Origin of the sequence: Paenibacillus sp. FSL R5-0490 (genome assembly GCF_001956215.1) — a bacterium.
Taxonomy (GTDB): Bacteria; Bacillota; Bacilli; order Bacillales; family Cytobacillaceae; genus Cytobacillus.
Genome location: NZ_MRTQ01000002.1, coordinates 92,597 through 105,473 on the forward strand (window position 1 = coordinate 92,597; position 12,877 = coordinate 105,473).

The 12,877-nt window shown below is 43.6% G+C and carries 16 protein-coding genes; all 16 read left to right on the forward strand.

What is annotated here, in order from left to right:
• The first annotated feature begins 18 nt into the window (after positions 1-18).
• The 16 genes from BK139_RS02310 to BK139_RS02385 all read left to right on the forward strand — a co-directional run bounded on the left by BK139_RS02310 (position 19) and on the right by BK139_RS02385 (position 12,767).
• Complete coding sequence (locus tag BK139_RS02310; protein WP_076256384.1) at positions 19-609, forward strand: cysteine hydrolase family protein; 591 nt, start codon at positions 19-21, stop codon at positions 607-609.
• Complete coding sequence (locus BK139_RS02315; protein ID WP_420485106.1) at positions 602-1,189, forward strand: UbiX family flavin prenyltransferase; 588 nt, start codon at positions 602-604, stop codon at positions 1,187-1,189. Before BK139_RS02310 ends, BK139_RS02315 begins: the two co-directional genes overlap by 8 nt.
• Positions 1,186-2,523, forward strand: a complete 1,338-nt coding sequence (locus tag BK139_RS02320) for a UbiD family decarboxylase (protein ID WP_076256389.1) — start codon at positions 1,186-1,188, stop codon at positions 2,521-2,523. The genes BK139_RS02315 and BK139_RS02320 overlap by 4 nt, the downstream gene beginning before the upstream one ends.
• A 25-nt stretch (positions 2,524-2,548) precedes the next feature.
• On the forward strand, positions 2,549-2,812 hold the full coding sequence (locus BK139_RS02325; RefSeq protein ID WP_076256391.1) for a BMC domain-containing protein: 264 nt from the start codon (positions 2,549-2,551) through the stop codon (positions 2,810-2,812).
• 32 nt (positions 2,813-2,844) lie between these two features.
• Positions 2,845-3,804 carry a hypothetical protein gene (locus BK139_RS02330; RefSeq protein WP_076256394.1) on the forward strand — a complete coding sequence of 320 codons (960 nt, stop codon included), beginning with the start codon at positions 2,845-2,847 and terminating at the stop codon, positions 3,802-3,804.
• A gap of 89 nt (positions 3,805-3,893) precedes the next feature.
• Positions 3,894-4,307, forward strand: a complete 414-nt coding sequence (locus BK139_RS02335) for a BMC domain-containing protein (RefSeq protein WP_076256396.1) — start codon at positions 3,894-3,896, stop codon at positions 4,305-4,307.
• 23 nt (positions 4,308-4,330) lie between these two features.
• Entirely contained in the window at positions 4,331-4,615 is a 285-nt protein-coding gene (locus BK139_RS02340) for a BMC domain-containing protein (protein WP_009334686.1), read from the forward strand.
• A gap of 26 nt (positions 4,616-4,641) precedes the next feature.
• A complete protein-coding gene (locus BK139_RS02345) occupies positions 4,642-5,349 on the forward strand; it encodes a hypothetical protein (RefSeq protein WP_286147727.1) in 708 nt (235 codons plus the stop codon).
• Between the two features lie 13 nt (positions 5,350-5,362).
• On the forward strand, positions 5,363-5,641 hold the full coding sequence (locus tag BK139_RS02350; protein ID WP_048010084.1) for a EutN/CcmL family microcompartment protein: 279 nt from the start codon (positions 5,363-5,365) through the stop codon (positions 5,639-5,641).
• A 3-nt stretch (positions 5,642-5,644) separates the two neighbouring features.
• Positions 5,645-7,456 (forward strand): adenine deaminase, encoded by a 1,812-nt coding sequence (locus tag BK139_RS02355; RefSeq protein WP_076256401.1) that lies wholly within the window; start codon positions 5,645-5,647, stop codon positions 7,454-7,456.
• Positions 7,457-7,515: 59 nt separating this feature from the next.
• Positions 7,516-8,199, forward strand: coding sequence for a cyclase family protein (locus BK139_RS02360; protein WP_076256402.1), 684 nt, complete (start codon positions 7,516-7,518; stop codon positions 8,197-8,199).
• 20 nt (positions 8,200-8,219) lie between these two features.
• Entirely contained in the window at positions 8,220-8,843 is a 624-nt protein-coding gene (locus BK139_RS02365; protein WP_076256404.1) for a DUF1989 domain-containing protein, read from the forward strand.
• Positions 8,843-10,015: a M20 family metallopeptidase gene (locus BK139_RS02370; RefSeq protein WP_076256406.1), complete on the forward strand. Its 1,173-nt coding sequence runs from the start codon at positions 8,843-8,845 to the stop codon at positions 10,013-10,015. The genes BK139_RS02365 and BK139_RS02370 overlap by 1 nt, the downstream gene beginning before the upstream one ends.
• Complete coding sequence (locus BK139_RS02375) at positions 10,012-11,349, forward strand: 5'-deoxyadenosine deaminase (protein ID WP_076256408.1); 1,338 nt, start codon at positions 10,012-10,014, stop codon at positions 11,347-11,349. Before BK139_RS02370 ends, BK139_RS02375 begins: the two co-directional genes overlap by 4 nt.
• 71 nt (positions 11,350-11,420) lie before the next feature.
• Positions 11,421-12,281 (forward strand): GNAT family N-acetyltransferase, encoded by an 861-nt coding sequence (locus BK139_RS02380; RefSeq protein ID WP_076256410.1) that lies wholly within the window; start codon positions 11,421-11,423, stop codon positions 12,279-12,281.
• Between the two features lie 72 nt (positions 12,282-12,353).
• On the forward strand, positions 12,354-12,767 hold the full coding sequence (locus BK139_RS02385) for a CoA-binding protein (protein WP_076256412.1): 414 nt from the start codon (positions 12,354-12,356) through the stop codon (positions 12,765-12,767).
• Positions 12,768-12,877 lie beyond the last annotated feature (110 nt).

The following is a 12,877-nucleotide window of genomic DNA, read 5'->3' on the forward strand; positions in this document are numbered from 1 at the left end:
CGAGGGAGGCAGAACGGATTGGAACTTAGGGGAAAAAAACACTGTGTAGTCATTATTGATATGTTAAACGACTTTATAGGCGAAAAAGCAGCATTAAGGTGTGAAAATGGCGAAAAAATTGTTCCTAAAATTCAAGAGCTTATTGAATTCGCACATGATCACAATATCCAGGTTGTGCATGTTCAGGAGGCTCACAGAAAGAATGACCGTGATTTCCGTGTAAGACCTGTCCATGCCATAAAGGGAACCTGGGGTTCTGAATTCATTCCAGAGCTTCAGCCGGATGAGAGCAAAGGAGACTATGTGGTCCAAAAGAGGCGGCATAGTGCATTCAGCTATACCGATTTTGATCTCTTCCTGAGAGAAGAAGAAATTGATACGGTCGTCCTTACTGGAGTCTGGACCAATGTATGTGTACGCAGTACCGCCTCTGATGCCTTGTATCATGGCTATAATGTGATTTGCGTTTCAGATGCCACCGCTTCACAGGATGATGATATGCACGTATCTGGTCTAAGAGACATTGACATTTTCGGAGATATATTATCAACAGAAGAATACAAAGAACTGGCTAAAAAGAAATTCTCCCAAGACGAATCCGTTGTCTAACTCTTCTCCAGTTCCAAGGAAAAAACGAATTTTAGTGGGCATAACCGGAGCAAGCGGATCATTGTATGCATATACACTGATCCGCGCTCTTCATCAATTAGAGATCGAAACGCATTTAATTGCTACGGAGATGGGAGAAAAAGTAATGCAATTTGAATGCGGGGTCAAGATGGACGAGCTGAAGGAATATGCCGCTATCCACAGCAACCGGAATCTTTTCGCTGCGGTTGCCAGCGGATCCTTTAAAACAGACGGAATGGTGATTGTGCCATGTTCGATGAATACATTGGGTGCGATTGCGAACGGAGTCGGGGATACACTTCTAAGCAGGGCTGCCAGTGTTGTTTTGAAGGAGAATCGAAAGTTTATTATTGTTCCGAGAGAAGCTCCTTTTAATTTGATTCACCTGCGCAATATGACTCTCCTTGCTGAGAGCGGGGCTTGCATAATGCCCGCATCTCCAGGTTTTTATCATAAGCCGACGGAAATTTGGGAGCTGGCCAACTTTATGGTGGCGAGGATATTGGACATGCTGGATATCGACCATGAGCTCTTGGAGAGATGGGGGGAAAAGGCATGAACCCTGTAACAATGAGGGCTTTGCTGGATAGATGGGATAGCATGGGACTTCTTCATCGGGTGAAAAAAGAGGTGGACCCTCTCTATGAACTGGGAGCAGTGATAAATACGAAAAATGGCAGACAGCCTTTTTTATTTCAGAAAATCAAAGGCTATCAATCTTCCATGGCTGCCGGTTTGGGAGGAGACAGAGAACTTTTGGCGGACAGCATGGGGATCACCCCATCTGAACTTATACCTAAAATCATCGAATCAATAGTTAATCCTATTCCGACAACTTTAAGGCAAACTGGTCCTGTTCAGGAGAATCTTGTGACCGGGGAATTCGATCTGGCAGATTTGTTTCCTATCCCAACCTATCATGCAGATGACTCAGGTGCTTATTATGTAGCAGGAATATTGGTGGTTAAAGACTTATCGGGCAGAAAAAGGTATACCTCGATTCGCAGGATGCAATACCTTGGCGGCAATCGAACGAACATTCTCATAACATCCCCGGAGCTGATGGAGCAATATGCCCATTATGAAAGCATCGGCGAACCGATGGAAGTGGCTGTTATGTTTGGGGTGGTTCCGGCTGTTGTCTTAAGTTCTCAGATCAGTACGCATTTGTATCATACCGACAAATTGGATGTAGCAGGTGCACTGCTTGGCCAGTCTCTGGATGTGGTTCAGTGCAAAACGGTCGATTTGGAAGTACTGGCTGAAGCGGAAATTGTTCTGGAAGGCAAGATGCTTCCATTTGAAAGAGAACTGGAAGGTCCGTTCGGCGAACTGGCCGGTTATTATGGCACCAGAACGCCACAGCCGATAGTAGAATTTTCAGCCGTTACTTACCGGAATAACGCTATCTCACAGACTATTTTTCCATCAAGTTATGAAGAAAGGCTGCCAATGGCGCTTGTCAGGGAAGCTACACTTTTAAGCACCGTCAGGCAGGTTGTTCCAAATATCAAAGCTGTACATATCCCGATGGGCGGTGTCGCCCGCTATCATGCAGTCATACAAATTGACAAGAAGCATGATGGTGACGGCAAACAGGCGGCACTTGCAGCTTTTGCAAGCGATAAGGATTTAAAGCATGTGGTTGTTGTGAATGATGACGTCGATATCTTTGATTCGGATGATGTTGAGTGGGCTATAGCGACAAGAGTGCAGGCGGGGGATGATATTTTTATCGTACAGGGTGCGAAGGGTTCACCGCTCGAGTCTTCTCATCATTTAAAAGGAGTCAGTGATAAGATGGGCATCGATGCAACCTATCCGCTTGGAAAAGAAGAGTTATTTAAAAGAACTTCAATCCCCATTGAAGTGAATCTCGAAGACTATCTTTAAGCTTTTGCAGTAGAGGAGGTCAAAAATGAAGGCAATTGGCTTAATAGAAACAAGAGGCTTGACAGCAGCTATTGCAGCGCTGGACTCAATGGCAAAAGCAGCAAATGTCAGCTTAGTTGATTTAAAGAGAGTCGGATCCGGACTTGTCACCGTCATTATTGAAGGGGATGTGGCGGCAGTTACAGCTGCTGTCGAGGTTGGGAAGACTGCTCATACAGTGGCTGGAGGAGAACTGGTTTCGGCTAATGTGATACCCCGCCCTCATTCAGAACTTCGCAAAATTCTATAAGAAGATGTTCCATAAGTGGAGGTGCATAATGTGTGTCTGACTTTATTAAAAGTGTTGTAGAAGAAGTGATGAAGCCCTACAGCAAGCAAAAAGTAAATCCTATTAAGGGAGCTGCCAATTTTTCCCCGCACCAAAGCCAGCCGGGATTGGAGTCGGGTATACCGGGCATCAGCCGGCCAAATTATCAGAAAGAAAAAATGAATAAAAGAATAGCTGTTAAGCATGCAGACCCGCCCCAGGCTGCTAATCCACAACCAAACTTTAGAAGGCAGACAGTTTCACTTTCTTCACCCACGCCTTCCGCTAAAGAAAAAATTGCACAGCTTCAGACCCTGTCCCTGGTACAAGGGAAGCAGCGGGTTTCTGCCAGGGCTGAATCCGCTGAAACAAAACCCGGCCGAAATGCTAGAGAAAGCCAGCTTATCGGACAAACTCCGGAGGGTGTTAAAGTCTGGCTGTTCTCAGATCTTCACCCCGCATTGGAAGGCTCCTTTCAGCGGGAATTAAAAACAGCCTTAATCGGGGTTGTTACTTCAGAGAAATGTACGCCGGGACAGCTATTTTTACTGAATGACCTTTTAAGAGAGTTTCCTTCTTTAAGATATTGCCTGTCTTGGGACAAAAACAGCGGGCAATCCTTTTCGCTGGAGCTTTATGAAGAGGATGATGGAATACTGTTAAACGCTTTAAAGAGCTTCTTTAAAAAACTTTCCCAAAAAAAATTTAAAACGATTACAGCACATATAGAAAAGTCCCCCAGTCCATGGCTTACAAAACAATTGGGGCTAAACTCGTCAATTGGCGGTGTCGGTGTCATTGAAGGAATCGACTATTATTCCAGCATTTTGCTCCTTGACCGGCACATGAAAAAAAATACGGCCGAACACATCAAATTTTTGATAGAGAAGAACTATGTGCTTCTTCACGGTCAGTTTGATGAGGTATCCCGGATCACGGATCTGCTTTGTAAGGAATACGACAGGATTAAATAAGGCTTGGCCAGCAGCACAGTCACAGATCAGCTCAATAATTCCTGAAAATTTAGCCGGTCTGACAATTTCATAGGAGGAGGATTCTTCAGTTGCAAGCATTGGGTTTGATTGAAACCGTTGGTTATTCAACAGCAGTTTCTGCAGCAGATGCAGCTGTAAAAGCAGCAGATGTAGAAATTGTAGGAATTGAAAAAGTAATAGGAGTGGATGGCTACCTTGGCGTCACAATCCATTTTAACGGTGATGTTGCGGCTGTAAAGTCTGCAGTCGATGCCGGTGTGAGTTCAGCAGAGAGAATAGGAAAAGTAATTTCTGCTCATGTCATCCCGCGTGCACACAGTGAAGTGGCAGGGAAGCTGCTTCCGAATTTCAAACTGAAAGACATGCAACCGGAAGCAGGTGCTGAAAAAGAGGTTAAATCCGTAGAAAAGCCGCATGAAAAAAAGAAAGCTAAAATACAAAATGAGCCTGACGAAAATGATAATGACAAACCATCAGTTTAATAAACTTAAGGAGGAAACACACAATGGGTGAAGCATTGGGATTAATCGAGACGAAAGGCCTAGTCGGCGCAGTAGAGGCAGCGGATGCAATGGTTAAAGCAGCAAATGTGGAGATCTGCGGATATGAAAAAGTGGGATTTGGTCTTGTAACAGTTATGGTCAGAGGAGATGTTGGAGCGGTTAAAGCTGCGACCGATGCAGGAGCCGAAGCTGCCAGCAGAGTTGGAGAACTGATCTCGGTACATGTCATTCCGAGACCGCACAGCGAAGTTGAAAGAGCTCTTTTATCAAAAAATATCGGTGAATAAGCATGAGGAGCAGAAAGCAGAGTGTTATGGCGAAAAACACTCTGCAGGCGCTTTATATGCGAAATGAAAACTGCAGAGACAGAAAACCTCATGTCCTGGCTCTATTAACCTCTCATTTGATAGGAATGGAACCGGGATTTTCTTACTTGAAAAAGCTAACAGAGGAAGATATTACACTTAGAATGGCTGCTGAAGAAGAAATGCTGGCCCAATTTCCGCTTGAGGAGTTAGTTTCTCTGACCGGAAATGACGATTGGATCTCTGCTTCAATGATTAATGATCAGCTTCTTGATCATTTTGATGAAATTCTTTTGCCAATTCTATCTTTTTCTTTAATAGCAGATCTATTGAATCTTAACGAACAAAGGCCATTGGTGCAGATCATCCTAATGGGTTTATTAAAAGGGAAACGGGTCACGGCTTTGAAGGCTGGAGGTGATCCTTTCAGCCAGTATTGGAAACTGAAAGGAATGGATAAAGGTCCGGACTTTTTAAAAAGAAAGCTTAATGGGCAGATGACAGAGCTGAAGGTGCTTGGCATCAGATTAATAGATTTCAATGATAGGACAGACTTTGCTGTTCATCAAATGAAGAAAACGGTTATATCCGAGGAGACAGTCCGGTTTGCCTATTTGAACAATCTTGATCAGCTGACTGTTCCAAAAGGGGCTATCATAACCCCCCTGGCAAAAGATACAGCAAAGGAACTTAAGATCGAAATTATTTTACATTAAGGGGTAGGTCTTTATGCAAATGGGAATAGTGGTTGGCCGTGTAACTGCCACAAGAAAAGATGATAATCTGGTGGGCACAAAACTATTAATTACCCAGCCTATAGGATTGGACGGCTCAATGTTACCGAACCCCATTATAACCGTTGATACTGTTGGTGCCGGCATTGGCGAGAAAGTCATCTATGTGACTGGAAGCATGGCATCAAGAGCGGTTCAGAATAAAGATGCACCTATCGATGCTGCCATTATCGGAATTATTGACAGTGTAGAAGGAATGGAAACAGGGGGTTAATAAATGGATGCAAAAAATATCAAAAAGGCAGTGCAGTACCGCAAGCTTATTGATGTGTTGCTTGATTCGAGCCAATATGCCGATGTAGTTCTGAAAGGGGGATACTTTATTAATGTGATCACCCGTGAGATCTATGAAGCAGACGTTGCGATGAAAGGCGAATATATATTAATGGCAGGGGACGCAAAAGACTTAATTGGACCAAAAACGATAGTGGAAAACATTCAGGGGAAATTCGTTTGTCCAGGGTTCATTGATTCTCATATGCATTTTGAGAGTGCGATGCTGACGTGTACGGAATTCTCCAAGCTTTCCATTCCGACAGGTACCACCACGCTGATTGGTGATCCGCATGAAATAGGGAACGTCCTGGGTGTTCACGGGATGCAGGCAATGATTGAAGAAGCTAAGACACTTCCAAACCGGGTATTATTCACGGTGCCTTGTGCTGTGCCTGATGCTCCCGGTCTTGAAACATCCGGCTTTGATGTGACATCAAAGGATATGAAAGAGCTCCTGGCAGACCCATATGTGCAGGGAATTGGGGAGATTCAAAGCTTCAGCAATATCGGTCCCGTGTATGAGCATGCACCGGAATTAATAGACGACCTTGTTGCCGCAGTTTCATATGCAAACAGCATAGGGAAAACCGTTGAAGGGAACGCACCGGGATTGTTTGGCAAAGAGCTTGCCGCCCATATTATCAGCGGAGGGAACCATGTGTCCTGCCATGAAACTACAACGAAAGAAGAAACAGTCGAAAAGCTGCGCAATGGCGTAAGTGTGTTCATGCGTGAAGGCTCTTCCCAAAGAAATATGGCAGACTGTATTCGCGCCATAACCGAGGATGGGCTGGATTCCCGCCGTGCAATCCTTGTATCGGACGATATGGTGCCTGCTGATCTGTTAAATTACGGACATATGAATGATATCGTCCGCAGAACCATTGCAGTTGGCATTGATCCAGTGGAAGCCATCCAAATGGCGACCATTAATCCTGCCACCCACTTTGGCTTTAAGGATGTGGGGGTAATTGCACCAGGCAAAAGAGCAGATGTCGTCGTGATCAGCGATCTGAACAATATGACAATTGATCAGGTATACCTGGCAGGGAAAAAAGCAGCTGAAAAAGGCGAATTAACTATAGATATTGCTCCCTACATATATCCGGAAAGTGTGAAAAAGTCAGTGAAGCGGAAGCCTGTAACAGTGAAGGAACTCGCCATTGAAGCTCCAGGCAGCCGTGCAAAAGTTAGGGCAATTGAAGCAATACCTTTCCAGAACTTAACTGGCGGAAGCGAATATATGTTGAATGTCAAAGACGGTATTGTGCAGCCGTGCTTAAAGCAGGATGTGCTGCCGCTGCTGGTAGTTGAACGCCACGGCAGAACCGGAAAAATCGGCAAGACGTTTCTTCATGGTTTTGATCTGAAAAGCGGAGCCATAGCAGAAAGCGTTGCTCATGATACACATAATATTATTGTAACAGGAACTAACTACGTAGATATGGCCATGGCGGTTAACCGTGTCATTGCCATGGATGGCGGAATAGCCATGATAAAGGATAGCAAAGTAGTAGGTGATCTTCCTCTCCGGATTGGCGGTTTAATGACAGATGAATTAACTGGAAAAGAAATGAGTGAAAAGGTCGACGAATTATCGCATCTTGCCAAAGAAGTTCTGGGCTGCGGTATGGAAGTTCCCTTTATGCATTTATCATTCTGGTCATTGGTAACAAGCCCGAAATGGAAAATTACAGATATGGGGCTTATTGATGTAGATAAGTTTGAGGTTATCCCGACCATTATTAATTGATCATTAAAGCGGCGTTCTCTGCCGCTTTTCATATATACAGCAGGTAAAGGAGGAATAGCATGGGAGTTAAGCTTGTCGATTTAACGCAGGAAATTTATCAGGGGATGCCTGTTTTTCCCCTTCATCAGAAAACAATGATCTTCCCGAATATCTCCCACGAAGAAAGTGAAAAGCAAATTGGATTTACGTTTGCAACTAATAATCTATTAATCAATGAACATGGTCCAACTCATAGTGATGCAACTTATGAGTATGATCCTGACGGCCAATACATCGATGAAATGCCGCTTGAGTATTTTTACGGGCCCGCAGTTTGCCTTGATGTATCCCACATCCAGCCTCATCAATATATAACAGACCGTGATCTCGAGGATGCGCTGAGGAAATCACAGCAGTTTATTGAAAAAGGAGATATTGTCCTCCTCTATACAGGCCATTACAATCGGTCTTATGGTACTGATAAATGGCTCACCACGTATACTGGCCTGGATTATCAGGCAGCAAAATGGCTGGCTGATAAAGGTGCAGTCAATATAGGCATTGATGCCCCGGCCATTGACCATCCGGATGATCCAAAGTACTCCGGACATCTTATTTGCCGTGAATACGGAATAACCAATACGGAAAATCTCTGCAATCTCGACCAGATCGCAGGCATGCGATTTCTATATTTCGGACTCCCTCTCAGAATTCGGAAAGGAACGGGATCTCCGATTCGTGCGGTGGCAGTTTTCATTGAATAACAACAAAGGATGGTGATCAAATGAAAGAGGTTTTTAACAGAGGCAAGATCCGGGACGAAATTATTATCCCGCCGTATGAAGGAAGAAGCGCACTGATTCACAAAGGGGAAGATCTGATTATTATTGATATGGAAGGAAAACAGGTCGGGGACTTTGTCTGCTTTAACTATGAAGATCCCGAAGAACATGTTTCACCTGTTCATATGCGGGCTTCACTAAGCAGTATACGGCTTAAAACGGGAGACTGGCTTTACAGCAACCGCCGCCGTCCTCTAATGCAGCTGATGGAAGATACTGTTGGAAAACATGATTTCTTCTTTCCGGCATGTGATTATTACCGCTACAAAGTTGATTTCGATAAAGAGGACCACCCTAATTGCCATGATAATATTGCGAATGCATTGAAAAAGTATAATATTCATCCCCCGGTTATTCCGGATCCCATTAATATCTTTATGAATAATGTCCTTGATGATGCCGGGGATTATGTCATTGCAGAACCCCTTTCCAAGCCTGGCGATTACATAAGGCTGAAAGCACTGTGCGATGTTGTCATTGCCTGTACAACGTGTTCCCAGGACATGGCGCCTGTTAATGGGTTTAAAGTGACCCCTATTAAAATGCAAATTATGGAGGCAGATTAATGGATGATATTCAGTTCCTTCAGCATCTGCTCCAAATTGACAGCTCCAATCCGCCCGGAAACGAACATTTAGTGACTGAAGCTTTTATTAACAGATGCAAGCAAAATGGTCTGCCGTTTAAAGTGACCATACTTGATGAAACTCGAAGCAATTTTGAAGTTACGCTTCCAGGAAAAAGCGGTAAACAGCTATTCTTATGCGGTCATATGGATACAGTTTCACCTGGAACAGGAGAATGGGTTTACTCCCCTTTTTCAGGGGAAATCGCAAATGGCCGGATTTATGGCAGAGGAGCTTCTGATATGAAAAGCGGCCTTGCAGCAATGTTCCTGGCTTTGGAGGAGCTGTATCTTTCAAATACTGTTCCTCCAGCAGATGTTACCTTTTTGGCAACAGCGGGGGAAGAAGTCGACAGCTGCGGTGCCAGGACTTTTTTAAAAGAAAATGATGGCCGAAAAATTGATGCACTTGTCATTGCCGAACCGACAAATGAAAAAATTGTGATTGGACATAAGGGAGCCCTTTGGCTTGAGATTACAGCTTATGGAAAAACCTCTCACGGTTCCATGCCGGAACAGGGAATCAATGCAGTCGATCATATGCTGAAAATTATCCGGGTATTGGATGAAATGAAAATTGAATGGAAGACAGAAAAGAAGCCCCTCGGACAAAGCAGCCTGGCTGTTACCATGATTGAAGGCGGAGTGCAGACCAATGTCATTCCGGATAAATGCAGCATCAGAGCAGATATTAGAACAGTTCCCCCTCAATCTCATTCCCATTTTATAAAAAAGCTAAAATCCAAACTGGATGTTCTATTGGATCAGGGCGATATTTATAAATACAATGTTGAAACTCTTCTTGACCGTCCATCTATTTTAACTGATCCAGCTCGGGACATTATTCAAATTGCGCAGATGGTAAAGGGCGAATCGGAAGCGGACCATTACGGGGTGTCCTACTATACAGATGGTGCCGTACTTAATCCAAGGAGTGAAATTCCTACCTTGATTTACGGCCCAGGTGATGAAAAGCTGGCGCATCAGCCAAATGAGTGGGTTAGTCTGGCGGCATATCAGCGCTCCATTCAATTTTACAGACAGCTTATTATGTCATATGGAAACCTGGAGCCGTCAGAAGTCAGTCCGATGCAAGGGGGAGAAAGAAAATGAGCAGTATTCTGATAAAAAACGCTGAAATTATTACAATGAATGCAGCTGAAGAAATCATTTTCGGAGACTTATATATTGTAGATGACCGCATTGCCGAAATTGGACAGAATTTAACACATAAAGCGGATAAAGTAATCGATGCCAGCGGAAAGACGGTCATTCCGGGATTTATTCAGACACATATCCATCTGTGCCAGACATTATTCCGCGGGCAGGCTGATGATTTGGAGCTTCTTGATTGGCTGAAGCAGAAGATCTGGCCGCTTGAGGCTTCGCATGATGAAGAGTCCATCTATTATTCTGCTATGCTCGGAATTGGCGAATTGCTCCAGAGCGGAACAACAACTGTAGTGGACATGGAAACCGTTAATCATACTGAATATGCCTTTCAGGCCATTGCCGAAAGCGGCATACGGGCACTTGCCGGAAAGGTCATGATGGATAAAGGGGATGAGGTCCCTGTTCCGTTAAGAGAAAATACTTCCAAATCCATCCAGCAAAGCGTGGATCTCCTTGAAAGATGGCACAATCGTGATAACGGACGAATACAATATGCCTTCTGTCCCCGATTTGTCGTTTCCTGCACAGAGGAATTGCTGACAAATGTCAGGGATCTCTCTGCACAATACAACGTAAGGGTCCATACTCATGCATCGGAAAATGCCAATGAAATTCTCCTTGTTGAAAGAGAACTGGGCATGCGGAATGTAGTCTACCTGGACAGCATTGGGCTTGCCAATGAAAGGCTTATACTGGCACACTGTGTTTGGCTAAATGAAGAAGAAAAAAGAATCATTAAAGAGCGGGGTGTAAAGGTCAGCCATTGTCCGGGATCCAATCTGAAGCTGGCATCTGGTGTGGCAGAGATTCCTTCCTTATTGGATCAGCAGGCTTTTGTCAGCCTGGGAGCAGATGGAGCTCCATGCAATAACAATCTGGATATGTTTAATGAAATGAGGTTGGCTGCAATCATTCAGAAGCCTGTACACGGCCCAACTGCAATGAATGCGAGAACTGTCTTCAGAATGGCGACGATCGGCGGAGCTAAGGCAGTTGGAATGGAACAGGAAATCGGAAGTCTGGAGCCCGGAAAGAAAGCAGACCTTGCTATCCTTAATCTGAATGATTTTCATGTGTATCCGTCTTTTGATATCGATACCATCTCGAGAATTGTCTATTCAGCCACTCGTGCAGACGTAGAATCCACCATTGTTAACGGGAAAATGGTGATGGAAAAACGGAAGCTGAAAACAGTTGATAAAGAAATGGTTTTAAAAGAAGCGAACACTAGCATAAAGAGGCTGCTCAAAAGATTAGAGACAGCAGTTTATTAATCTTCTAATTCGGCTGAAAGCAAATCAGCCGGGTTTTTTTATGGTAAAATATAGTAAAGGGGTGTGATGTTTTGAAAGCTGAAATTTTAGACCATGCAAATCTCATGCAGGCATCTGAGTTTATTGCAGAAATGAACGCCTTGCCAGAGTGTCATATAGGGTATTTGGGGACCAGCCAAAACGATATTTTTCAAAGTCTGGAAGAAATGAATCATGATGCCGAATCAGCTGCGTTTATTGTCCGGGAGGGTGATGCTCTTGCTGGTTTTCTGGGTATAGATGCAGATCTTTATAAAGGGACAGCTGAGTTATGGGGACCTTTTGTACAGAAAAAGGAACTTATGAGAATATTATGGGAAAAAGCACTCCATTATTTTGAAGGAAAGCTGGATACATACTATTTATTTGCTGATACATCCAACCAAGCTGCAGCCGAATTTGCATCCAAAAATGGATTCAGGCTGCAATCGGCTCAAACATACATGGAACTGAAAGAACATTCAAGCAATGGTTTAAGAAAGGTCAGTTTATTGCCCATTCAACGCCATAGAGAATTTATTCATTTGCATGATACTGTGTTTCCTCATACATATTATTCAGGGAAAGAGATTATCGAAAAAATGAATGCTGATCAAAAAGTCTATACATCCGATGATGCGGATGGATTAAATGGCTATTTATATGCAGAATACAATCGTGAAGAAAAAGAAGGAAGCATTGAATTCATTGGTGTGAATCCCAGTAAGCGCAAGATTGGGATTGGACTGAATTTGCTGGAAATGGCGGTTCATGATCTTTTTGTAAATAGTGGTGCCGAAAGCATAAAGCTTTGTGCAGGGACAGCAAACGGGAAAGCGCTGTCTATTTATAAAAAAGCAGGGTTTACAGTTGAGAGGTCATTGAATTTTTATAAGCTCGATATTCGGGAATAAAAGCAATAAGTTAGTGTGCTCTTGTGTTTTTAGGTAAAATATAATTAACCAGATAAAATTGGAGGGAACAAAATGGCTATTGAAAACCCAAGCAGGGACGAAATCGGTGTCCTCTTAAAAAAGGCAAAGCGGATAGCTGTTGTAGGATTAAGCGGAAATCCTGATCGTACATCCTATATGGTATCAGAGGCGATGCAAAAAGCGGGCTATGAAATCATTCCGGTTAATCCGTCTGTTGATGAAGTACTTGGAGTAAAGGCAGTGCCCAGTCTTAAAGACATCGAGGGGCATGTAGATATCGTTAATGTATTCAGGCGATCTGAGTTTCTTCCGGAAATCGCGCGGGAATTTGCTGAAATAGATGCTGATATCTTCTGGGCTCAGCTCGGAGTGGCAAACCAGGAAGCATACGATTTTCTTAAAGAAAAAGGGTACACTGTCATCATGGACCGCTGCATTAAAGTTGAACATGCTCTGACAAAGTAAGCTAAAGCATGAGGTCTATATAAGATCTCATGTTTTTTATTTTTTATAGAATCCCTGTAAATAAAGGGTTCGTGTAACGGAAATAATCATGATAAATCTCTTAAATCTTA

What these genes read in the sequence shown, in the direction of transcription:
- BK139_RS02345 (WP_286147727.1), top strand. Translation starts at nt 4,642, where the DNA reads ATGGCGAAAAACACTCTGCAGGCGCTTTATATGCGAAATGAAAACTGC.
- BK139_RS02320 (WP_076256389.1), top strand. Translation starts at nt 1,186, where the DNA reads ATGAACCCTGTAACAATGAGGGCTTTGCTGGATAGATGGGATAGCATG.
- BK139_RS02325 (WP_076256391.1), top strand. Translation starts at nt 2,549, where the DNA reads ATGAAGGCAATTGGCTTAATAGAAACAAGAGGCTTGACAGCAGCTATT.
- BK139_RS02350 (WP_048010084.1), top strand. Translation starts at nt 5,363, where the DNA reads ATGCAAATGGGAATAGTGGTTGGCCGTGTAACTGCCACAAGAAAAGAT.
- BK139_RS02370 (WP_076256406.1), top strand. Translation starts at nt 8,843, where the DNA reads ATGGATGATATTCAGTTCCTTCAGCATCTGCTCCAAATTGACAGCTCC.
- BK139_RS02340 (WP_009334686.1), top strand. Translation starts at nt 4,331, where the DNA reads ATGGGTGAAGCATTGGGATTAATCGAGACGAAAGGCCTAGTCGGCGCA.
- BK139_RS02355 (WP_076256401.1), top strand. Translation starts at nt 5,645, where the DNA reads ATGGATGCAAAAAATATCAAAAAGGCAGTGCAGTACCGCAAGCTTATT.
- BK139_RS02375 (WP_076256408.1), top strand. Translation starts at nt 10,012, where the DNA reads ATGAGCAGTATTCTGATAAAAAACGCTGAAATTATTACAATGAATGCA.
- BK139_RS02365 (WP_076256404.1), top strand. Translation starts at nt 8,220, where the DNA reads ATGAAAGAGGTTTTTAACAGAGGCAAGATCCGGGACGAAATTATTATC.
- BK139_RS02385 (WP_076256412.1), top strand. Translation starts at nt 12,354, where the DNA reads ATGGCTATTGAAAACCCAAGCAGGGACGAAATCGGTGTCCTCTTAAAA.
- BK139_RS02360 (WP_076256402.1), top strand. Translation starts at nt 7,516, where the DNA reads ATGGGAGTTAAGCTTGTCGATTTAACGCAGGAAATTTATCAGGGGATG.